Origin of the sequence: Algoriphagus boseongensis, assembly GCF_004362805.1 — a bacterium.
Taxonomy (GTDB): Bacteria; Bacteroidota; Bacteroidia; order Cytophagales; family Cyclobacteriaceae; genus Algoriphagus; species Algoriphagus boseongensis.
The window spans coordinates 63,264-83,481 of sequence record NZ_SNYF01000007.1; the positions used below are offsets into that span (position 1 = coordinate 63,264).

Annotated in this window: 21 protein-coding genes and 1 other RNA gene; 11 read left to right on the forward strand and 11 right to left on the reverse strand. The window is 41.8% G+C overall.

Annotated elements, in window-relative coordinates; genetic code table 11:
- Position 1: 1 nt before the first annotated feature.
- Both DFQ04_RS11750 and gap read right to left on the reverse strand, forming a co-directional pair.
- Entirely contained in the window at positions 2 to 622 is a 621-nt protein-coding gene (locus tag DFQ04_RS11750; RefSeq protein ID WP_133556066.1) for an LON peptidase substrate-binding domain-containing protein, read from the reverse strand.
- Positions 623 to 697: 75 nt separating this feature from the next.
- Positions 698 to 1,702 (reverse strand): type I glyceraldehyde-3-phosphate dehydrogenase, encoded by a 1,005-nt coding sequence (gene gap, locus DFQ04_RS11755; protein WP_133556068.1) that lies wholly within the window; start codon positions 1,700 to 1,702, stop codon positions 698 to 700.
- 245 nt (positions 1,703 to 1,947) lie between these two features.
- Between gap and DFQ04_RS11760 the strand changes: the two genes are divergently transcribed.
- Positions 1,948 to 2,820 (forward strand): S1 family peptidase, encoded by an 873-nt coding sequence (locus DFQ04_RS11760; RefSeq protein WP_133556070.1) that lies wholly within the window; start codon positions 1,948 to 1,950, stop codon positions 2,818 to 2,820.
- 32 nt (positions 2,821 to 2,852) lie between these two features.
- Here DFQ04_RS11760 and DFQ04_RS11765 read toward each other — a convergent pair whose 3' ends face one another.
- The 5 genes from DFQ04_RS11765 to DFQ04_RS11785 all read right to left on the reverse strand — a co-directional run bounded on the left by DFQ04_RS11765 (position 2,853) and on the right by DFQ04_RS11785 (position 7,775).
- On the reverse strand, positions 2,853 to 5,081 hold the full coding sequence (locus DFQ04_RS11765) for an NADP-dependent isocitrate dehydrogenase (protein ID WP_133556072.1): 2,229 nt from the start codon (positions 5,079 to 5,081) through the stop codon (positions 2,853 to 2,855).
- Positions 5,082 to 5,252: 171 nt separating this feature from the next.
- Entirely contained in the window at positions 5,253 to 6,053 is an 801-nt protein-coding gene (locus DFQ04_RS11770; protein ID WP_133556074.1) for an amidohydrolase, read from the reverse strand.
- Positions 6,053 to 6,607 carry a peptide deformylase gene (gene def, locus DFQ04_RS11775; RefSeq protein ID WP_133556076.1) on the reverse strand — a complete coding sequence of 185 codons (555 nt, stop codon included), beginning with the start codon at positions 6,605 to 6,607 and terminating at the stop codon, positions 6,053 to 6,055. Before def ends, DFQ04_RS11770 begins: the two co-directional genes overlap by 1 nt.
- A complete protein-coding gene (gene ruvX / locus DFQ04_RS11780) occupies positions 6,604 to 7,017 on the reverse strand; it encodes a Holliday junction resolvase RuvX (protein WP_133556078.1) in 414 nt (137 codons plus the stop codon). Before ruvX ends, def begins: the two co-directional genes overlap by 4 nt.
- On the reverse strand, positions 7,017 to 7,775 hold the full coding sequence (locus DFQ04_RS11785) for a hemerythrin HHE cation-binding protein (RefSeq protein WP_133556080.1): 759 nt from the start codon (positions 7,773 to 7,775) through the stop codon (positions 7,017 to 7,019). Before DFQ04_RS11785 ends, ruvX begins: the two co-directional genes overlap by 1 nt.
- A gap of 158 nt (positions 7,776 to 7,933) precedes the next feature.
- On the opposite strand from DFQ04_RS11785, the gene DFQ04_RS11790 reads away from it, so the two are divergent.
- The gene (locus DFQ04_RS11790; protein WP_133556082.1) at positions 7,934 to 9,589 is read left to right on the forward strand and encodes a S41 family peptidase; all 1,656 of its coding nucleotides are present in this window, start codon (positions 7,934 to 7,936) and stop codon (positions 9,587 to 9,589) included.
- A gap of 100 nt (positions 9,590 to 9,689) precedes the next feature.
- The gene (locus DFQ04_RS11795; protein ID WP_166637305.1) at positions 9,690 to 10,121 is read left to right on the forward strand and encodes a VOC family protein; all 432 of its coding nucleotides are present in this window, start codon (positions 9,690 to 9,692) and stop codon (positions 10,119 to 10,121) included.
- Between the two features lie 6 nt (positions 10,122 to 10,127).
- Here DFQ04_RS11795 and DFQ04_RS11800 read toward each other — a convergent pair whose 3' ends face one another.
- Positions 10,128 to 10,859, reverse strand: coding sequence for a nitroreductase family protein (locus DFQ04_RS11800; RefSeq protein ID WP_133556084.1), 732 nt, complete (start codon positions 10,857 to 10,859; stop codon positions 10,128 to 10,130).
- Positions 10,860 to 10,936: 77 nt separating this feature from the next.
- On the opposite strand from DFQ04_RS11800, the gene DFQ04_RS11805 reads away from it, so the two are divergent.
- From DFQ04_RS11805 to DFQ04_RS11830, 6 genes are read left to right on the forward strand one after another with little or no spacing between them, the layout of a single operon-like run.
- Entirely contained in the window at positions 10,937 to 12,424 is a 1,488-nt protein-coding gene (locus DFQ04_RS11805; protein ID WP_133556086.1) for a DUF5687 family protein, read from the forward strand.
- Positions 12,421 to 13,116: an ABC transporter ATP-binding protein gene (locus DFQ04_RS11810; RefSeq protein ID WP_133556088.1), complete on the forward strand. Its 696-nt coding sequence runs from the start codon at positions 12,421 to 12,423 to the stop codon at positions 13,114 to 13,116. The genes DFQ04_RS11805 and DFQ04_RS11810 overlap by 4 nt, the downstream gene beginning before the upstream one ends.
- A gap of 42 nt (positions 13,117 to 13,158) precedes the next feature.
- The gene (locus DFQ04_RS11815; RefSeq protein ID WP_133556090.1) at positions 13,159 to 14,091 is read left to right on the forward strand and encodes an aldo/keto reductase; all 933 of its coding nucleotides are present in this window, start codon (positions 13,159 to 13,161) and stop codon (positions 14,089 to 14,091) included.
- Between the two features lie 25 nt (positions 14,092 to 14,116).
- Positions 14,117 to 15,142: a zinc-binding alcohol dehydrogenase family protein gene (locus DFQ04_RS11820; RefSeq protein ID WP_133556092.1), complete on the forward strand. Its 1,026-nt coding sequence runs from the start codon at positions 14,117 to 14,119 to the stop codon at positions 15,140 to 15,142.
- Between the two features lie 3 nt (positions 15,143 to 15,145).
- On the forward strand, positions 15,146 to 15,958 hold the full coding sequence (locus tag DFQ04_RS11825; protein ID WP_133556094.1) for a sugar phosphate isomerase/epimerase family protein: 813 nt from the start codon (positions 15,146 to 15,148) through the stop codon (positions 15,956 to 15,958).
- Between the two features lie 49 nt (positions 15,959 to 16,007).
- Positions 16,008 to 16,349: an L-rhamnose mutarotase gene (locus DFQ04_RS11830; protein ID WP_133556096.1), complete on the forward strand. Its 342-nt coding sequence runs from the start codon at positions 16,008 to 16,010 to the stop codon at positions 16,347 to 16,349.
- Between the two features lie 11 nt (positions 16,350 to 16,360).
- On the opposite strand, the gene DFQ04_RS11835 is transcribed toward DFQ04_RS11830, so the two are convergent.
- A complete protein-coding gene (locus DFQ04_RS11835) occupies positions 16,361 to 16,714 on the reverse strand; it encodes a hypothetical protein (protein ID WP_133556098.1) in 354 nt (117 codons plus the stop codon).
- A 118-nt stretch (positions 16,715 to 16,832) separates the two neighbouring features.
- Positions 16,833 to 17,234: a transfer-messenger RNA gene (ssrA, locus tag DFQ04_RS11840) on the reverse strand.
- Positions 17,235 to 17,507: 273 nt separating this feature from the next.
- Between ssrA and DFQ04_RS11845 the strand changes: the two genes are divergently transcribed.
- A complete protein-coding gene (locus tag DFQ04_RS11845) occupies positions 17,508 to 18,650 on the forward strand; it encodes a DNA polymerase III subunit gamma/tau (protein WP_133556100.1) in 1,143 nt (380 codons plus the stop codon).
- A 281-nt stretch (positions 18,651 to 18,931) separates the two neighbouring features.
- Positions 18,932 to 19,225, forward strand: coding sequence for a hypothetical protein (locus DFQ04_RS11850; RefSeq protein WP_133556102.1), 294 nt, complete (start codon positions 18,932 to 18,934; stop codon positions 19,223 to 19,225).
- Here the strand turns inward: DFQ04_RS11850 and DFQ04_RS11855 are convergent.
- Positions 19,222 to 20,214 carry a DUF3078 domain-containing protein gene (locus DFQ04_RS11855; RefSeq protein ID WP_133556104.1) on the reverse strand — a complete coding sequence of 331 codons (993 nt, stop codon included), beginning with the start codon at positions 20,212 to 20,214 and terminating at the stop codon, positions 19,222 to 19,224. The two genes, DFQ04_RS11850 and DFQ04_RS11855, sit on opposite strands and share 4 nt — an antisense overlap.
- Positions 20,215 to 20,218: the final 4 nt, after the last annotated feature.

Sequence of the window (20,218 nt, forward strand, 5' to 3'; positions counted from 1 at the left end):
CTCAGAAATTCAGCGGGTCGAGGTGCTTGAAATGACCGTTTTGTTTGATTTTCTCTTTTGCTTGTTCGGCGGCTTTAAGGACTGGGATCATTCTCTTGAAATGCTTGATCAAAGTCTCTGTACGCTCTTTTTCTGATTCCATTTTCAAAAGCTCCAATTCCTCCTCCAGAGTCAGTCCAACTTTATGGGAGAAAGTGAATGAAGTGAGCGTAAGAGGATTAACCTCTTGAGAAAAATTAAGCAGGTGGAGCATTTCCTTTAAGTAAAAAATATATTCATGCTGAAGGGTGGAGGTGATGCGCATATCATCTTTTAGAAATTGAACTCTTCCCCCGGCATATAGCTTTCCTTCCATTGGGTTTTCAAAAGATAGAATTCGAAATCTTCTAGTACCCCTAGTTTGGATATCCAATCTTCCGTCTTCGTATCTTTTGTAGACTTTTTCCAAAATAACCTCGGTGCCAAATCCGCTCAGCTGATTTGTATAGGTTAAAATCCCAAAACTGAGTCCTTCCTTTTCTACGTCTTCCAGTAATTCCTTATACCTAGGTTCAAAAATGTGAAGATTTAAGGCTTCCTCAGGAAATGCAACCAGTTTGAGCGGGAAGAGAGGTAAATACATGTACAGACTTAGGTTGATAGGTTTATCCAGAATTGAGCCAAGAAAAAGCCCCGAATCTCTTCGGGGCTTCTTGCTTTATTTTTTCGCAATGTAGGTCAGTAGATCTACTACCTTATTGGAATAGCCCCATTCGTTGTCATACCAAGATACTACTTTTACGAAAGTATCAGAAAGCTGAATTCCAGCTTCTGCATCGAAAATTGAAGTTCTTGCATCACCGATAAAGTCATTGGAAACGACAGCATCTTCAGTGTATCCTAGCACACCTTTCATAGTGGTCTCAGATGCTTCCTTCATTTTAGCACAGATCTCTGCGTACTTAGCAGGCTTCTTCAATCTGACAGTCAAGTCAACTACAGATACGTCTGGAGTTGGTACTCTGAAAGCCATACCAGTCAATTTGCCGTTCAATTCAGGAATAACTTTACCCACAGCTTTAGCTGCACCGGTAGAAGATGGGATAATGTTTTGTCCGGCACCACGTCCGCCTCTCCAGTCTTTAGCTGAAGGACCGTCAACGGTCTTCTGGGTAGCAGTGGTAGCATGCACTGTAGTCATCAAACCTTCCTCAATTCCCCAGTTGTCATTCAAAACCTTTGCGATTGGAGCAAGGCAGTTGGTAGTACAAGAAGCGTTGGAAACGAAAACCATGTCAGGTGTGTAAGAACCTTCATTCACACCCATTACAAACATAGGAGTGTCGTCTTTTGAAGGTGCGGACATGATTACTTTCTTTGCTCCTGCATCGATATGACCTTGAGCGGTGTCTTTGGTTAAGAAGATACCGGTGGACTCAATTACATAATCAGCGCCTACTTCACCCCATTTTAGGTTTGCAGGGCTCTTCTCTGCAGTTACTCGGATAGTATTTCCATTGACGATCAGGTTGCCGTCTTTTACTTCTACAGTTCCTTTAAATTGACCATGGGTGGAGTCGTACTTTAGCATGTAAGCCATGTAATCCACATCGATAAGGTCATTGATAGCGACAACTTGAACGTCGCTTCTTTCTTGTGCAACTCGGAAAGCCAAACGGCCAATTCTTCCGAATCCGTTGATTCCTACTTTAATCTTGCTCATAAGTATTGTTGATTTTGAGTATAGGTTTGATTTCAAAAACTCGATCGGGTGAGCCACTTTTGGCTAAAATTTCCCGAAGGCAGGCTAAGTTATTACAAATAAATGGTCTGCCCAAACTTCTTACCTTCTTCAAAAAAGGGAATTACCAAGATTTCAATTTCAAACGATTTCGTGTTTGAAAATTTTTATTTTGGTCTTTTTAAAGATGAAAATTTTCTAGAATCGGGACTATACCACTAAAATTTATGTTTGTAGAAGCAATCCTTTCTGTCGCACAATTTACCCGATCCATTCATTCCATCTCCAGGAATTTTGGGAGCCAAAGAGTCGAAAGGGGAGCAGCCACCTTATTTTTTATCAATGAAGAAGGCTGGGCTTTGACCTGCAAGCACGTGGCCGAGTGGATCGCGCAAGCAGATACTATCAATAGGCGTTTGGATCAGTACCAAAGGGAATCCAGAGGCCTTTCTGCAAGTCTTTCCAAAACAATCGCCAAGAAGCTTGGGATAAAGGACACCCAAACTGCAGAGATGCGGATCACTTTCGTGGATTGTGTGGATCGGATTACCAATATTCGCTTTCACAATCATCCCGAGTACGATTTGGCTTTGGTGAAAATTGAAGGATTTGAAAAGATGGCGGTTAATAAATTTCCTGTTTTCGTTGAAAATGATCAGGAGGTTCAGCCCGGCCAAATGCTTTGCAGACTAGGATTTCCCTTTCCTGAATTTTCGAATTTTCAATTAAATCTTGAAAAAGATCAGCTTGAATGGACCCAAACCGGGCAGCCTAGGTCCCCAAGATTCCCAATTGAGGGTATGGTTACCCGATTTTTGGGAGATCAGAACGGGAGAATTTATGGAATCGAGATGAGTACACCTGGACTTCGTGGTCAAAGTGGAGGCCCTCTATTTGATACTCAAGGACGAGTAGCCGGGATGCAAAGTAGGACTAAGCATCTTCATCTTGGTTTTGATATTGAGGAGAAAGAAATCATTGCACATGGCAAAGCCAAAAAAATCAATGATTATGCTTTCATCCATTTAGGAGAATGTATCCACTCCTCGGTCATCAAAGAGTTTATGACCCAGCATGGAGTGAAGTTTCAAATGGCATAAAAAAAGCCGGGATACTCTCCCGGCTTATCTTTTTATACCAATTGAGAAAGGATCTCATTGAAGGTAGGGCTAGGTCGCATAGCCTTGGAAGCTTTTGCTTCCTCTGGTCTATAATATCCCCCAATATCTACTGGCTTACCTTGAGAGCCATTGTATTCCCCAACGATTTTTGCCTCATTTTCCTCCATAGCCTTGGCAATAGCGGTAAATTTTGAAGCCAAAGCACGGTCTTTAGTTTGCTTGGCTAATTCTTCAGCCCAATACATGGCTAGGTAATAATGTCCTCCTCGGTTATCCAATTTACCTACCACACGGGCAGGAGATTTATCTTCTTCAAGCCATCTTCCGGTTGCCTTATCCAAAGTTTCACCCAAAAGAAGTGCTGTAGGATTATCGAACGTTTGACCAAGATGTTCCAAAGAAACTGCCAAGGCCAGGAATTCACCAAGGGAATCCCATCTCAAATGACCTTCTTCTGTGAATTGCTCCACATGCTTAGGTGCAGATCCACCAGCACCAGTTTCAAACAATCCGCCACCATTCATCAACGGAACGATAGAAAGCATCTTAGCTGAGGTTCCTACTTCCAAAATCGGGAACAAGTCTGTCAAGTAATCTCTTAGCACGTTACCGGTAACAGAAATCGTATCCTTACCATCTTTGATTCTTTCGCAGGAGAAAAGAGTAGCTTCTATCGGTGACATGATTCGGATATCCAAACCTGTAGTGTCGTGGTTTGGAAGGTATTTATTGACCTTTTTGATCAATTCAGCATCATGTGCTCTGTTTTGGTCTAGCCAAAAAACAGCGGGAGTATCTGAAAGTCGAGCTCTCGTGACAGCTAATTTCACCCAATCTTGAATAGGTGCATCCTTGGTTTGACACATTCTCCAAATGTCACCCGCTTGAACCTGGTGAGAAATCAAAACGGTCCCATTTGCATCTACCACATTGACAGTTCCTGCAAAAGGTATTTCGAAAGTCTTGTCATGAGAACCATATTCTTCAGCTTTCTGGGCCATCAAACCCACGTTAGGTACTGAGCCCATGGTAGCTGGATTGAATGCTCCATTTTTCTTGCAGAAGTCAATTACAGCCTGATAAACTCCAGCATAACTTCTGTCTGGAATTACAGCTTTGGTGTCTTGAAGTTTTCCAGCCTTGTTCCACATTTGACCAGAAGTTCTGATCATGGCAGGCATGGAGGCGTCGATGATTACATCACTTGGAACATGGAGGTTGGTAATGCCTTTGTCAGAATTCACCATTGCAACGTCCGGAGAATCTGCATAACAAGCATCGATATCGGAAAGGATTTCAGCTTTTTTGTCCGCTGGAAGTTTTTCCAGATTGGCTAGAAGATCCCCGAATCCATTATTTACATCCACACCGATTGATTCTAAAGTGGCAGCATGCTTGGTGAATACAGGTTCAAAGAAAACCTTCACAGCATGACCAAAAATAATCGGGTCAGAGACCTTCATCATGGTCGCCTTCATGTGGATGGAGAAAAGAACTCCTTTAGCTTTGGCGTCTTCCTTCGCTTTTTTCAAGAATGCCTTCAAAGCAGAAACACTCAAGCAAGAAGCATCAATCACTTCCCCTTCCTGAAGTTTTAAGCCAGACTTCAATACCTCTTTCTTTCCATCTTCTCCAACCAATTCTATAGAAACAGTGGTTGCAGCAGGCATGGTCATGGATTTTTCACTTCCGTAAAAATCACCGCTACTCATGCTATCCACGTGAGTTTTAGAATCTGAGCTCCACTTGCCCATGGAATGAGGGTGTTTTTTGGCATAGTTCTTCACCGCCAAAGGAGCTCTTCTGTCCGAGTTACCTTCTCTCAAAATAGGATTTACTGCCGAGCCTTTGATCTTGTCATATTTGGCTTTGATGTTTTTTTCTTCCTCGGTTTTTGGCTCCTCAGGATAGTCAGGAAGAGCATATCCTTTTCCCTGAAGTTCCTTGATGGCAGCTTTTAGCTGAGGAACAGAAGCGGAGATATTAGGAAGCTTGACAATATTTGCCTCTGGGGTAGTGGCAATTTGACCTAGTTCAGCAAGATCATCATTGATCTGTTGCTCAGGTTTGAGGTATTCCGGAAAGTTGGCGATGATTCGACCGGAAAGGGAAATATCCCTAGTCTCAACTTGGATTCCAGCCGATTTGGTAAATGCTTGGACGATAGGCAATAAAGAATAAGTGGCTAATGCCGGTGCCTCATCTGTCAGTGTGTACAGGATTTTTGTAGATTTACTCATGTTTTCAATAGGATGCTAAAAAGGATGGGACTGTTTTGCTTTTTGATATTAGGCCGGTGATCTGCCAAAGGGTAAAAAGTAAAACAGGGTCTAAATTCGCGCCTAAAATACGAAAATTAGATAGGTTTCAAACGCCGCTTGCGGAATCGGAAGATATTGGAAAAGTAAAGGCTAGTGAAGAATTTCAAAAGAATCCGAATCCCTCCAAGCTGGAAATTTGGTTCGGTATTCTTCTAAGGACTTTGAGGAAAGCGTAAGGATTTGGATACTTTCTGTTTCTCCTAAGTCCAGTAATTTTTCTCCTTTGAAATCAAATGCAGCTGAATGTCCATTATAAGCAATGCCATTTCCATCTAGTCCAATTCGGTTGACACCAATGCTGAAGGAAAGGTTTTCTATGGCTCTTGCAGGCAAAAGTGCATCCCAGGCAGATATCCTAGCTGCTGGCCAGCTGGCCACATAAAAAATCAAATCATACCCGGCTATTCCATCTTCCCAGCCATTCCTTGACCAAACAGGGAAGCGTAAATCGTAGCAAATCTGAGGGCAGATTTTCCACCCATTGAGGTGAAAAATGGGGAGTTTATTTCCAGAAGAGTAGGTTTCATGCTCATTGGCCATTCTGAACAAATGCCGTTTGTCATAATGTTCGGTGTAGCCATCCGGTGAAACCCAAAGAAGACGATTAAAAAATTTCCCTCCTTCAGTGATGATTGCGCTTCCGGCGATTACAGTTTGTGTCTGGGCGGCAAGTTGACGCATCCATTTTTGGATTCCCAAATTCATGGGTTCTGCCAACTTTTTGGCTTCCATGCTGAATCCTGTTGGAAACATTTCCGGCAAAAGGATAAGATCACATTTGCCCTTTAAATCCCAGATTTTTTCCTCCAGCATCGCAAGATTGGCAGTTTTGTCTTGCCAATGAAGATCCGTTTGGACCAAACCGATGCGGAGTTCTGGACTTTTCTCCATTATTTCAAAGGATAGATCATTCGGTAATCTGTGGAAACCTTACCCTTACTCACGTCGATTAATTTGGATTGGATCAGTCGCTTTTTCAGACCTTTGAGATAGTCCACAAATAGAATTCCTTCCAAATGGTCGTATTCATGTTGGATTACTCTTGCGGTCATTCCTGAAAACTCTTCTTCCTTCAGATTCCAGTTTTCGTCGTAGTATTCAATGGTGAGTTTTTCAGGGCGGATGATTTCAGCTCTTACATCCGGAATACTAAGGCAGCCTTCCTCGAATCCAAAATTGTCTCCGTATTCATCCAGGATGATAGGGTTGATAAAGGCTCTTCGGATACCTTTTTCCTCATCATTTTCGTCCAGCATCAGCGAACTATCAATCACGAATAATCGGATTCCCTGATTGATTTGAGGGGCAGCAAGTCCTACACCACTGGCATGATCCATGGTGGAATACATGTCCTGAATGAGTTGGGAAATATCTGAGCCTTCAGCAATGTCTTCTGCTTCTTTTTTAAGGATCGGATTGCCGTAAGCTACAATTGGGTAAATCATTGTCTTTCTAAATAGGATTGAAGGATAATAGCAGCGGATACTTTATCCAGATTACCTGCTTTCTCTTTTCTGTCTTTTTTCTTACTTCCCATGGCAATCATGGTTTGCATGGCCATTTTGGAAGTAAATCGTTCGTCGATAAGTGAAATTTTTTTGTCGGGAAAAGCTTTTTCAAGTTCTTCCTTGAGTTTCATGACTCTTGGAGTCATTTCATTGTCTTGTCCATTGAGTCGGGTAGGCAGGCCTAAAACAAGCGCTTCCACCTCTTCTTTTGCACAGTAATTCTTTAGGTAAACCATCAACTGCGAAGTCTCTATGGTTTCCAATGGATTTGCGGTGATCTTCAACGGATCAGTAACAGCCAAACCAGTCCGCTTAGTTCCTAGATCAATAGCCAAAACTCTAGCCATCAGTTGGTCCGGATTTGTTTTCGGATTTTTCTGAGGGCTTCTCTTTCGAGTTCAACTGCCTTAGGGAAAAGCAATTCGTCTTCGATTTTGGCATGAATAGAAAGTTCCTTTTCAAAATTTTCAAGTTCATGATAAAGAACTTTCATGGCCAAAGGAGCACTTTCTTCCAAAAAATAATCATGGGTAAGTTTCCGGATTCCCTCCATTTCATCGTCATGGACTTCGTGGTGGTCAGCCAAATGCTGCACAGGATCTTTTTCCAAAATTGTCAAGGCATCGTGAATCTTAAAATGCCCGTCTTCGATATCCTGAAGAAGTTCTATTCGCTTAAATAATCGACTTTCCTCTTCATGAATGTGATGGATGAAGTCCTGAACAAAAAGAGGAAACATGATTCTCAAGTCTGCCATTAAGCTTGAAAACTCCTTTTCAGGTTGAATTCCGGAAATCAAATTGGAAAGAAAGGGAAGTTCCTGTCTGACGAAATAGTAATGCTTTTTCTTAAGGTAAGCGACGAGGAGTTCAATCGGATTGAGGTAGAGTTCCTCAACTGTAGGATCTTTTGCCTCTGCCCAGCTTTCCAGATGGCTAATCAGCTGACGGGGATTGACTTTGTGCTTTTTGCAAACTTTCTCCAAAGAGTCGGTTGGGTACTGGTAAAAGCTGATTCCAAAATAGTGGAGGACCGATGCGAAAACATAGTTTTCTGACACCAATTCGCCAACTGAGGCTTTTTCAAAATCCCGCTTCAACTCCATTGGACAAAAATAATTTTTTTTAGATGAAAAAAGGGGAATAAATCTCACCTTTATCTTTTCCGGCCGTATAAACAATCGTTAATTTTATCTAAAATCCGTTTGATTGGGGATTATTTTAAGCTAGTTTGAGTTAATTCGAGTAGATAAAGAAAGTTAAAGTGAGCGAAACCAAAAATACTAAATCGCAAATCCGATTACCTATCCTCTTGGCACTCTCCATTTCCGCAGGGATTTGGATTGGGGCAACTTTTGCGGAGCCAAAAAGTAATCAAAATGACCTGAGAGCAGCCTTATACAAGCTTCAGGAAATCATGACCTATATCAACCGGGACTACGTGGATAGCGTAAATACCAATGATTTGGTCGAATTCGGGATCAATAAAATGCTGGAGCATTTGGATCCCCACTCCAGCTATATTCCTGCCCGAGATGCCTCATTGGCGCAATCCCAACTCGAAGGCGAATTCGATGGGATCGGGGTAGAGTTTGGTATAATCCGGGATACAATTTATGTAGTTGCTCCTTTGACTGGAGGACCTTCAGAGGCGTTGGGTATTCAATCTGGAGATCAGATTATCAAGGTTGATGGCAAAAATGTAGCAGGAATTGGAATTACCAATCGTGATGTATTTGATTACTTAAGAGGCCCAAGAGGATCTAAGGTTGTGGTGGATATCAAGCGCAGAAACAGCCAAGATTTAATCACTTATGAGATTACTCGGGATAAGATTCCACAGTATAGCATACCAGCTGCCTACATGGTGAATGAGGAGATCGGTTACATCAAAGTGACCCGATTTGCTGCCACTACCTATGATGAATTTAGAAAATCAGTTTCTGACCTTCAGATCAAAGGAATGAAAAAACTGATCATTGATTTGCAGGGAAATCCTGGAGGATACATGGGGGCCGCAATCAATATGGCTGATGAGCTTCTTGGTGACAGAGATTTGATCGTTTCTCAAGAAGGAAAAGTAAGTCAGTACAGCCAAAAAGCTTTTGCCTTTAAGCCCGGTATGTTTGAAGAAGGATCAATTATCGTATTGATCAATGAGGGCTCTGCTTCTGCTTCGGAGATTCTTGCTGGTGCAATTCAGGATAATGACAGAGGATTGATTGTAGGTAGAAGATCTTTTGGAAAAGGATTGGTTCAGATGCCAATTGACCTTTCTGATGGCGCCGAACTTAGATTGACCATTGCAAGATATTTCACTCCATCCGGTAGATCTATTCAAAAGCCTTACGACGAAAACTACGAAGCGTATGAAAGAGATTGGATCAACAGATACGAACACGGAGAGTTTTTCTCAGCTGACAGCATCAAGTTCAATGACAGCTTGAAATATCAGACCAAAAAAGGAAGAATAGTTTATGGAGGAGGAGGTATCATGCCTGATTACTTTGTTCCTTTAGACACTACCATGAACAGTGCCTATGTCACCAAACTGTTTAACTCAGATTCTTCCAGAGAATTCATTTTGGATTACGTGACCAAAAACAAGGCAAATTTCGAGAGCATGACTTTGGATCAGTATTACGCTACTTACAAAGTTTCAGATGGAATGCTGATGGAGTTGGTGGAATATGGGAAAAAGAACAAGGTTGAATTTGATTCCAAGGATTTCAACAAGTCAAAAGAATACTTGAGACTTTTGGTGAAAGCCCATTTAGGAAGACAAATCTATGATGACAATGCCTTCTATAAGGTTGTGAATGACATCAATGAAGTTTACCTCCAAGCCTTGAACTTATTTGACGAAGCTGATAGAATATCCATGGCTACAATTCTTGGCACTACTGTAGAGCAAGAGTGATTTTCACCAATTAGATTTAAATCAGCCAACTCCTTAATTGGGGTTGGCTTTTTTATTTTCTAAAAAATGACCTAACATTAGTATTCTAATCCAAGATGCCATGAAATCAATCCTAACCCTTTTTTTGCTATTCTTTGCCATGAACTCATTTGCCCAGCTCAAAGTCAATCATATTGCGGTCCATGTTTCTGACTTGAAAAAGAGCATGGACTTTTATCAAAATGTTCTTACGCTTAAGGAAATTGAAGAACCATTTAAAGATGGTTTGCACGCTTGGTATGATATAGGAGGAGGGGCTGCTTTGCATTTGATTGAAGCTTCAAACCGCCCAAAGGAAATCTCAAAAACCAATCACTTGTGCTTCAGTATTCCGGATATGGCCGTATTTGTGCAAAATATGAAAGACCGGAACTATCCATTCGAAAGTTGGGCGGGAGTGAAAGGCGAAATCACCAATCGTGTCGATGGGATCAAGCAGATTTACATCCAAGATCCGGATGGATATTGGATCGAGATCAACGATAATTTCTAAGCTTTTTTAGCGAAGTGAAATCAATTCTTCCTTAGGGATTCGGAAACGCTCACCATAAATCCCTTCTGGCAGCCCTTTCCCGCAGCCAATGATCATGCAAATCTCGGCGGCAGCTGGAAGATTCAATAATTTCTTTACCCTGTCGGAATCAAATCCTTCCATAGGGCAGGTATCATAGCCAGAAGCTTTCATACCTAGCATAAAGGTCATAGAGACTAAGGCTGCACTTTTGTGTACAGATATTCTGACTTCAGTCTCTCCAACTTCCCTAACCATAGGACGTCTCAATCCAACCCACCAAGAAATGACTTTCTTGATGATTGACCAGCCAAAGTATTTGCTGTAAAGTTTGGGAATCAGATTGCCATAATAACCCAGAGCCTGTTTTAATTTTTTGTCAGGCTTTCCCTCGTAGGTGCTTTTGATATAATCGTAATTGGCTTTTGCTCTTGATTTCCAAAGGTCTCTCCGCGTCACCACTACCACCAATTCCCTTGCAGTGCTTGCGGCTTTTTGCCCCATGCACAGTTTTGCCAAAGGGCTTTTGAGAGGAGAAGTTTCCGGAACTCGAACTAGTTCAAAGAGTTGAAGATTGGAGGAGTTTGGAGAAAGTATGGCAGCTTCCAGGCATTTCTGGACCACCTCATGGTCAAAAGGACCACTTTGGTCAAAAATCCGTACAGACCTTCGCTGCTCCACCGCCTCAAAAAATCCTAATTCAACACTTGTATTCTGCATTTGTCGGGTTTGATTTTATCGTTCAGGAAGATTGGCCTATTTTAGGCTATCCATAATTGAAGATTCAAATATAGCCTATGTTTTTTACCCTAATAAGGTTACAATTTCTAAAGAGTGTTCGATCTACCTCTTTTGCAAAAAGCCTAATCACCAAATTGGTGATGGGATTTTTGGCACTGCTTCTTTTGACTTATGTCTTGGGGGCAGGATTTCTATTGAAAAGAATCCTGGAGCAATTTTCTGATGGAGGAGACTTGATTCAGATCCTGAATAGTTACTTAATCTATTTCTTCCTTGGGGAATTTATGTATAGGTATTTTATCCAGAAACTCCCCGTCGTGGACTTGGAGAGCCTGTTGCATTTGCCGATTGGGAAGAAAAAGATTATCCATTCTTTATTGGTGAGGTCATTCTTTTCTCCGCTTTCTTTAATTGCCCTACTTCTCTTTTTGCCATTTTCTTTAGAAGTAGTTGGGACTGAGTTTGGTTGGATGGGAATAATCACATGGCTAGGTTCAATTCTGATGACCAGCTGGTCTCTTCACTGGATTATGCTTTGGTTTAAACAGCGATTCGAAGACAGTCTAATAGGCTTATTTGTGGTATTTGGAGTTTTGGTCTTGGGAGCCGGTTCGAGTTATTTGGGTTGGTTTAATCTAGGAGAACTAATGGGTCCTGTATTTGACCTTGCTCTAGTGAATCCGATGCCTTTTTTAGCGCTGATAGGTTTTTTCGCTGGGGCCTATTACTTTTGCTTTTACTATTATGTTTCCAATGCCTACTTGGAAGATCTTACCGAAGAGGAGGAAGTTCGATTTGCTAATCAAAACATTGGATTGTTTTCAAGGTTTGGCTTGCCAGGAGAAATGGCCAATTTGGAATGGAAACTAATCATACGCCACAAAAAGAGCCGGACCTACCTTATGCTAGCCGGTTTTTTTCTCCTGTATGGATTGATTTTCTACAAAAACCCACAATACCAATCTGAAACTGGAATTCATTGGATTTTCATTTTCGTGGGAATATTCATCACAGGGATTTTTATGCTTCAGTATTCCCAACTTTTCTTGAGCTGGAACTCAGGAAATTTTGATTTCTTCCTTTCTAAAAGGAATGGGGTTTCATCCCTTATTCGTGGAAAATACCTGCTATTTATGGGCTCATCACTGGTTTGCTTTCTGCTTTCTGTTCCTTATGCATTCTTCGGATGGCAGATTTTACTTATCCATATCTGCTGTTTCTTCTTCAACATCGGAATCTTGATGCACCTGATCATTTATTTCTCCCTTTGGAAGCCAAAGCCGATGGATCTAAACAAAGGAGCCATGTTCAATTACGAAGGTGTAGGTGCTGCGCAATGGCTGATGATTTTGCCCATGTTCGTATTTCCCTATGCCATATATGTTCCTTTCTGGTTTCTATTTAATGAAGTCATCGGGATTCTGGTCTTAGGGGTTTTGGGACTGGCAGGTGTTCTGGCCTTTAAGCCTTTGTCTCAAATCAATATCAATCGAGTACTATCCAACCGTTACGAAATATCTTCTTCATTCCGTCAAGAATTATGATTCAAATAGCTCAACTCAAAAAACAATACAAAGAAACTGTCGTGCTGGACGTTCCGGCTCTGGAGATTTCCAAGGGGGAATGTTTCGGTTTGGTAGGAAATAATGGTGCAGGAAAGACCACCTTATTCCGAATAATCCTCGACTTAGTCAGAGCAACTTCAGGACAGGTAAAAATAAACGGGGAAGATGTTGCACAAACGGAGGCTTGGAAGTCTATTGTTGGCGCATATTTGGATGAGCATATGTTGCTGGCCTACCTTACTCCGGATGAGTATTTCGAGACTTTGAGAAAAATCTATGGAATGTCAGAGGCGGACCTTAAGCACCATCTGGATAGATTCACCGAGTTGTTCAATGATGAAGTTTTAGGCAAAAAGAAATATATCCGGGACCTCTCCAAAGGGAACTTGAAGAAAGTGGGAATAGCTGCTGCTTTGATGGGAAATCCTGAGGTTGTTATGCTTGATGAGCCTTTTGAAAATCTGGATCCAAGCTCCCAAATCCGATTGAAAAAGTTGATTTTACGGGAAATAGAAAACTCCAAAGTCACCTTTTTGATCTCCAGCCATGACCTTAACCATGTGACTGAAATTTGTGATCGAATAGTCCTATTAGAAAAAGGCAAGGTAATCCGAGACCTTCGTGAAAAAGCCGAGATGATGAGCGAATTGGAAGCTTACTTCACCGGTTGATTTCCCAGTTCATTTGAATTTTAACTTCTTCAAATTTCCTGCATGGACTATAAAATTCTTGGAAAAACAGGGCTTGAAGTATCTGTTTTAGGTTTTGGAGCTTCTCCCATGGGGAATGTTTTTGACCCAGTGGATGAAAAAGAAGCGATCAGTGCAGTTCATTATGCACTAGACCATGGAGTGAATTTTTTTGATGTTTCTCCTTTCTACGGATTGACTTTAGCTGAAGAGCGATTGGGAAAAGCTTTAGAAGGAAGGCGACATGAAGTGGTTTTGGCAAGTAAGTGTGGGCGATATGATTTGCAGCATTTTGACTTTTCCAGAAAGAGGATTTTGGAAAGTATTGATGAGAGTCTACGCCGATTAAAAACAGATTATCTGGATTTGTTTCAGTTGCATGACATTGAATTTGTTGATAAAAAAATCATCCTTGAAGAGGCTGTACCAGCGATTCAGGAAGTGATACAATCCGGTAAGGCGAGATTTTGGGGGATTACAGGTTTGCCGGTCAGATATCTAGCTCAGATTGCCAGAGAAACCAATCCCGATACCGTCCTCTCTTGGGCTCATTACAATCTGCTCGAAAATGAGATCAATGATGAACTTGTTCCGCTCTCCCAAGCCCAAGGGTTTGGGTTGATGAATGCCGCTCCGCTGATGCAAAGGATCCTTTCTGATGCAGAATTGCCGGCTTGGCATAGATCTCCAGAAGAAGTAAAGGCAGTTCAGAGGCCTTTGTTGGATTTGTGCAAATCTTATGGAGTCAGATTGAGCGATGTGGCTTTAAAATTTGCCATGGATCACCCGGCGATTTCCACAACTATCGTTGGGATGTGCGAACTTGAAATTGTCAAGCAAAATATTGCTTCCTTGAATCAGGAAATACCGGGGGAACTTCTTGAAAAAATTCTTGAAATCACCAAGCCAGTCATGAACAAGATGTGGTTTGAAGGAAATCCAGCCAATAATATTTAGCCCATTTTATTAAACCCAAAGAGCCATGAAAGCATTTTTTCTCACCGAGATCGGGAAAACAGAAGTTAGGGAAATTGAAGTTCCTAAACCAAAGTCTGGAGAAGTTTTGCTTGAGGTGGGAATGGTGGGTTTTTGTGGAGGAGACCTTAATGGATTCAAAGGGCTTTTTCCACTACAGGAATATCCCAATATTCTTGGGCATGAAGTCGGAGCAAAAGTCGTCGAATTGGGAGAAGAGGTCCCCGATTCTATCCAAATCGGAGCAAAAGTAACCCTTTACCCATATCAAAATTGTGGAACCTGCGTTGCTTGCAGGAAGGGAAGACCCAATGCCTGCAAAACCAATAAGACCATGGGGGTACGCCGTCCCGGAGCAATGACCCGATACATTACCACTCCTTGGCAGGATTTATTTGAATCAAAGACCCTTTCATTGAAAGAACTCGCTTTGGTTGAGCCTTTGACAGTTGGGTTTCATGCTGTTTCCAGAGGGAAAGTAGAGGCCCAAGATCGGGTTGCCGTGATGGGATGTGGAATTGTAGGCTTAGGTGCTGTTGCCTCAGCTTTAAATAGGGGAGCAGAAGTCATTGCGATTGATATTGATAATTCTAAGCTGGAAATAGCAAAAAAGATTGGGGTGAGGCATACCATCAATCCTTCCCAAGAAGATTTGCACGAAAGGCTTCAGCAAATAACAGAAGGAGACGGGCCTGATGTGATTATTGAAGCCGTGGGTAGCCCAACTACTTATAGGTCAGCTGTAGAGGAAGTGGCATTTTTAGGGAGGGTGGTTTGTATTGGTTATGCCAAAGCCCCGGTTGAGTTTAATACTTCTCTTTTTGTCCAAAAGGAAATTGAAATTTTAGGTTCTAGGAATTGCGTGGGGAAAATTGATTTTCCTGAAGTCATTGCCTACCTAGAAAAAGGAAAATTCCCGGTCAATGAGGTAATCAGTAAGGTGATTTCTATCGATCAGGCGCCAGAAACCATGGATGCTTGGGCTAAAAATTCCCAAGGAATTGTGAAAATCATGTTGGACCTTGAGATTTGAATTATGATTCTTTCCGCTGCAACCATTGCTTTAGTACCTCAGATTAAAACTGGGCCTTGGATTTTTTGGGATGATTTGGAGAGTTCAATGGAAAAAGCTTCCCAGCTTGGGTTTGATGGAGTAGAACTTTTTACTGAATCTGCTGATTCACTCGATCCTGATTTTCTTCAAAAAAACCTGGAGAAACATTCTTTGAAATTAGCAGCTGTTGGAACTGGAGCTGGTAAAGTAATTCATGGATTGACCTTAACAGATCCCAATCCGGAAATCCGAGAGAAGGCTATTTCCTTTATATCAGATATGATTTCTTTAGGGGCAAAGTTTGGCGCTCCTGCAATCATAGGTTCCATGCAGGGAAATGTACCTCAAGGCGGAGATCGGGAGAAGACTTTGGATTTCCTTCGGGAAGGGTTGGAAATTTTAGGAGAAAAGGCAGGAGAGGTAGGAGTTTTTTTGATTTACGAACCGCTAAACCGATACGAAACTAATTTGCTCAACACTTTGGAAGCAGGAGCTAAGTTTTTGGACTCCCTGAAAACTCGACATGTTCGTCTTTTGGCTGATTTATTTCATATGAATATTGAGGAGACTAATCTTCCTGATAGCCTGAGAAAATATGGAAAATTTGTCGGGCATGTGCATTTGGCGGATAGCCACCGTGGGCCTATAGGTTCAGGGCATACTTCCTTTGAACCAATTGCTTCAGTTTTGAAAGAAATCGGATATTCTGGTTTTGTATCTGCTGAGGCTTTTCCATGGCCTGATTCTGAATCTGCAGCGAAAATGACAATCGATACTTTCCTCAAAAATTTCTAACACTCTATTTTCACCACATCCCATTTTAACCTAAAATTCCATCCAGATTATGAAGAGATTTTGCTTGGCTTTGGATTTAGTAGATGATCCTGAATTGATCAAAGAATACGAGCAGTATCATGCTCCCGGGGCTGCCTGGCCGCAAGTTACCCAGCATGATATTGATTGTGGAATTTTGAATATTGAGATATTCCGAACTGGCAACCGGATGTTTATGATTTTGGAAACGGTGGATGAGTTTACTTTTGAGCAAAAAGCTGAAATGGATGCCGCTAATCCGATTATCGCCAAGTGGGAAGAGCTGATGTGGAAATTTCAACAACCCCTTCCCTGGGCCAAACTAGGTCAAAAATGGGTTTTGATGGACAGGATTTTCAAATCCGGTCTTTGACTGGGAAATCCTTACTGAAGGAAAAAGCGCTTATCGTCACAAATCCGCCTAGTTTTGGATTGAATACAACCCCTAAAAATGTATTCTCCGGGTTGGGTTCCCTTGTATTTTTTGGTTAATGAAAAGGTTCCTGCCTTACCCGTGACATCTTGGGTGAAAACATCCTGACCATTTATTTCCCAAACCATTTTCCAGGAATTAGTGGGAGGAAGCCCCCGAGTTACGAGCTTAAGGCCAACGCTGTCCTGGACACTGTGAACTTCTCCTCCTTCAACAGAAACTTCCTCAATAGTATAATCTGAGGGTTCCGGAGGGATCACGTTACAACCAAAAAGAATAAAAATCAGGATGGTAAATTTTCTCATTTTCTTGCCAATCAACCCTATAAAAGAATAAGTGCAAAATAATTAGAAGAATCTTACTTGGGGAAAAAGATTCGAATAAATTAAAAAATCCCTCCCGATTTAATTCAGGAAGGATTTTTAGTGGAGCTGGCGAGATTCGAACTCGCGTCCAGATAAGGAAACACCGTACCGTCTACATGCTTAGTCACCTGTTGGGTTTTCGACCAAACTATGCTGGGTGACACACCTGAGTTTGGCTTAGCTATTGGTCTTAGACCTGCTTAATAGCATCGCAAGTCGCAGCCCGATCAAGTCGACACCTCAATTCCACCCGGATCAGACAACAGGTGGTGAGATGTGGCTGGGGAATCACTCTCGTGACTCAACCCTTTAAGCGATCTATCCTAGTTAGGTTAGATTAAGCAGCCATGGCGTAAGAAGTTTCGCCATTTATCTTTTGTATGAATCTTTCAAGGCCGTACATACTCCAGCCTGCATGCGAGCCCAATCTTTACACTTACTGTCAAAACCGGTCAGCCCCATTAGTACAAGGGAGACAAAGGTAAGAGAAAAAAGGTTCCTTTCAGAAATCCTATTGAGGATTTACGAATGACGAGGGGATGGGAAAAATGGAGGCTTCTTTCCCATAGTATCACATTGAAACCTTACAACTTTGCCACTTCCTAACTTCCCTGCCTCCCAACTTCCCAGCTCCACAATTTTCCTTACCTAGTTCTCAGGATTTTAGGTAAAAACTTTCCAAAAGGGGCTTTTTCCGGCTTTCTGTGTATGCACTTTTTTATATCTTGCAGCGATGGAAAATTTCGTCGTTTCGGCAAGGAAATACAGACCGGCAGATTTCAAAAGTGTAGTGGGGCAGCAGCATATCACCACCACACTTCAAAATGCTATCAAAAACAATCATCTTGCCCAAGCTTTTCTTTTTTGCGGTCCACGTGGGGTAGGAAAAACGACTTGCGCCAGAATTTTGGCAAAAACCATCAACTGCGAAAGCATCACCAAAGACTTTGAAGCTTGCGGAAAATGTGAATCCTGCGTTTCCTTCCAGAATAGCTCTTCTTTCAATATTTACGAGCTGGATGCTGCCTCCAATAACTCAGTAGATGATATTCGGAATCTAGTAGATCAGGTGCGCTATGCTCCTCAAAAGGGCCAGTATAAAGTCTATATTATTGACGAAGTTCACATGCTTTCCACTGCTGCCTTCAATGCATTTTTGAAGACCTTGGAGGAGCCGCCTAAGTATGCCATTTTCATTTTGGCTACTACTGAAAAGCATAAGATCATCCCAACCATTCTTTCTCGTTGTCAGATTTTTGACTTCAACCGTATTCAGATCAAGCATATTTCAGATCATCTGAAATACATTGCCGAGAAGGAAAAAGTCGATTACGAAGAGGAAGCTCTTCGATTGATTGCAACCAAAGCCGACGGAGCTCTTCGAGATGCTTTGTCGATTTTTGATTTGATCGTTACTTATTCCGCGGGGAAAAAGGTCACTTATCAGGAGACGATTGAAAATCTTAATATCCTCGATTATGACTATTATTTCAAAGTCGTGGATGCTTTATTGGCGGAAGATATTTCATCCACGCTTTTGATTTTTGATGAGATTTTGAAAAAGGGCTTTGATGGGCATAATTTCATTGTCGGCTTGAGTGAGCATTTCAGAGATCTTTTGGTAGTGAAGGATGAGGCAACAGTGGAATTGCTTCAGGTTTCCGAATCAGCAAAGGAGAGATACCTTCAGCAGACTCAGGCAGCATCTACCTCCTTTTTGCTGTCTTCTCTCAATCTCGCTAACCAATGCGATATCCATTACAAAACCAGTAAGAATCAGCGTCTCCATGTGGAATTAGCTCTTATGAAAATGGCTAAGCTCCCTCAGGCGTTTCGTTTGGCTGTATTGGCTGAAGACTCAAAAAAAAAAGTCTGAGTGATTCGGAGCCAGAAGCTCCAGCAAAAGTAATTCCTTCAATTCCTTCTCTCCCCAAGTCAAAAAGCAGTGCTTTAAAAACTACTGTTTCTATTCCTACCAGCCTACATCATACCAAAAAACTGGTAGATGAAAAAAGTAAAGAGGAAGCCAAAGTCGAGGTCAAAGAATCTGTACTAGAGGAGGCTTCTCAGGAGGAATCCAAAGTTGTTTTAACTCAAGAAATGTTGAATTCCTGCATTAGCCAAGTCAAGGGTTTTTTCAAGGCGGCTGGGAAAAATATGGAATTGGCCATATTGGATCAAGAAATCAAGGTGGAAAATGGAGTGGTTACCATTGAAGTAGTGGGATCCGTTCAGGAGGAAATTGCTAATAAAATGCGTCCTGATTTGGTAAGTCAAATTAGAAGTTTGTCAGGAGCTGATCAGCTGTCTATTCAAATCCTTCTTAAGGAAGAGGTCGAGACCAATTCGAACAGACTTTACACCAATTCTGAAAAGTTGACCTACTTGAAGGAGAAGCACCCTGCCTTGATGGAGCTTCAGCGTAAATTCGGATTGGAAGTGGATTTCTAAAAATCCAGAGAGACTCCAAAATTAATTAGGTTTTGGAGCTGAACGGCCTGTTTGCTCGTCCCATCATCTTGCTTGATAAATACATCCTCGTCATAGATGAGCACGGTTTCGATTCTGGTCGAAATGAATTTATTGACCTTTAGGCGGATATCTGAACTGAAGTTCACCACCAAGTTCCCAAAGCTTTCATAATTGGAAAACAGGTTGATGTTGGACCTCCAGGTGACATTTTCCATCAAGATAAAATCAGTGATTTTGGCAGACAGGGAAACGCCGGCCTCAGCTCTGACATTTTCTCCTTTGGTTACCCCAAAAGCCCCTGCATTACTCAAAGAATCATTGAGAACAATGGTAAATCGGCCTGTAAAAGGAGAGGCAATTATCGAAAGTTTGCTTTTGTCCCGTAGGGTTTTTCTATAGTTAAGACCCGTGGAGGATTGGATGTATCCCGGTGAAAGTAAGTCTGAGATTTTGGTTCTCAAGTCGGATTCACTTCCAGCAGGACGACTGTATTTGTACCCTTCCAAGAGCTGAGTTCGGGCATCAAGTTGAGTGGATAGGTAGTAAGTTTCTGAAAGCTCCCGGCCATAATTACTGGAGAAGACAAAGTTGTCATTTGTCTTTCGTGTTGGATAAGCCCGGTCATTTTGCTTGCTAAAGCCAAGGTTAAGGGTCATCTGCGTATCCCACACTTTCTTGTCTTTTTTATAATTGGCAAAAACCGTTACGCCTGAGTTTAGAGCAAATGAACTTGCACCCCCTGCAGCCCAATTGCTCAAAGTAACCTGCTGAATATTGAGATTATAATTTCCTCCGGTATTCCAGAAAATTTCTTTCACGGGCTCATCCACCAAAATAGAATCCCCCAGCATGATCAGGGTATCTCCGTTGATCAATACGGTATCAGGTATGATCAACCGGTCCTGAGCAAAGCCTTTTGAGCCAAGGAAAAAAAATAAAATTCCAATGAGAACAAGAATTCTAGGCATTCAA

Excerpts from the sequence above, each read along its gene's own strand:
- DFQ04_RS11750 (WP_133556066.1), bottom strand. The coding sequence starts at position 622 with ATGTATTTACCTCTCTTCCCGCTCAAACTGGTTGCATTTCCTGAGGAA.
- gap (WP_133556068.1), bottom strand. The coding sequence starts at position 1,702 with ATGAGCAAGATTAAAGTAGGAATCAACGGATTCGGAAGAATTGGCCGT.
- DFQ04_RS11760 (WP_133556070.1), top strand. The coding sequence starts at position 1,948 with ATGTTTGTAGAAGCAATCCTTTCTGTCGCACAATTTACCCGATCCATT.
- DFQ04_RS11765 (WP_133556072.1), bottom strand. The coding sequence starts at position 5,081 with ATGAGTAAATCTACAAAAATCCTGTACACACTGACAGATGAGGCACCG.
- DFQ04_RS11770 (WP_133556074.1), bottom strand. The coding sequence starts at position 6,053 with ATGGAGAAAAGTCCAGAACTCCGCATCGGTTTGGTCCAAACGGATCTT.
- def (WP_133556076.1), bottom strand. The coding sequence starts at position 6,607 with ATGATTTACCCAATTGTAGCTTACGGCAATCCGATCCTTAAAAAAGAA.
- ruvX (WP_133556078.1), bottom strand. The coding sequence starts at position 7,017 with ATGGCTAGAGTTTTGGCTATTGATCTAGGAACTAAGCGGACTGGTTTG.
- DFQ04_RS11785 (WP_133556080.1), bottom strand. The coding sequence starts at position 7,775 with ATGGAGTTGAAGCGGGATTTTGAAAAAGCCTCAGTTGGCGAATTGGTG.
- DFQ04_RS11795 (WP_166637305.1), top strand. The coding sequence starts at position 9,690 with ATGAAATCAATCCTAACCCTTTTTTTGCTATTCTTTGCCATGAACTCA.
- DFQ04_RS11800 (WP_133556084.1), bottom strand. The coding sequence starts at position 10,859 with ATGCAGAATACAAGTGTTGAATTAGGATTTTTTGAGGCGGTGGAGCAG.
- DFQ04_RS11805 (WP_133556086.1), top strand. The coding sequence starts at position 10,937 with ATGTTTTTTACCCTAATAAGGTTACAATTTCTAAAGAGTGTTCGATCT.
- DFQ04_RS11810 (WP_133556088.1), top strand. The coding sequence starts at position 12,421 with ATGATTCAAATAGCTCAACTCAAAAAACAATACAAAGAAACTGTCGTG.
- DFQ04_RS11815 (WP_133556090.1), top strand. The coding sequence starts at position 13,159 with ATGGACTATAAAATTCTTGGAAAAACAGGGCTTGAAGTATCTGTTTTA.
- DFQ04_RS11820 (WP_133556092.1), top strand. The coding sequence starts at position 14,117 with ATGAAAGCATTTTTTCTCACCGAGATCGGGAAAACAGAAGTTAGGGAA.
- DFQ04_RS11825 (WP_133556094.1), top strand. The coding sequence starts at position 15,146 with ATGATTCTTTCCGCTGCAACCATTGCTTTAGTACCTCAGATTAAAACT.
- DFQ04_RS11830 (WP_133556096.1), top strand. The coding sequence starts at position 16,008 with ATGAAGAGATTTTGCTTGGCTTTGGATTTAGTAGATGATCCTGAATTG.
- DFQ04_RS11835 (WP_133556098.1), bottom strand. The coding sequence starts at position 16,714 with ATGAGAAAATTTACCATCCTGATTTTTATTCTTTTTGGTTGTAACGTG.
- DFQ04_RS11845 (WP_133556100.1), top strand. The coding sequence starts at position 17,508 with ATGGAAAATTTCGTCGTTTCGGCAAGGAAATACAGACCGGCAGATTTC.
- DFQ04_RS11850 (WP_133556102.1), top strand. The coding sequence starts at position 18,932 with ATGGAATTGGCCATATTGGATCAAGAAATCAAGGTGGAAAATGGAGTG.
- DFQ04_RS11855 (WP_133556104.1), bottom strand. The coding sequence starts at position 20,214 with ATGCCTAGAATTCTTGTTCTCATTGGAATTTTATTTTTTTTCCTTGGC.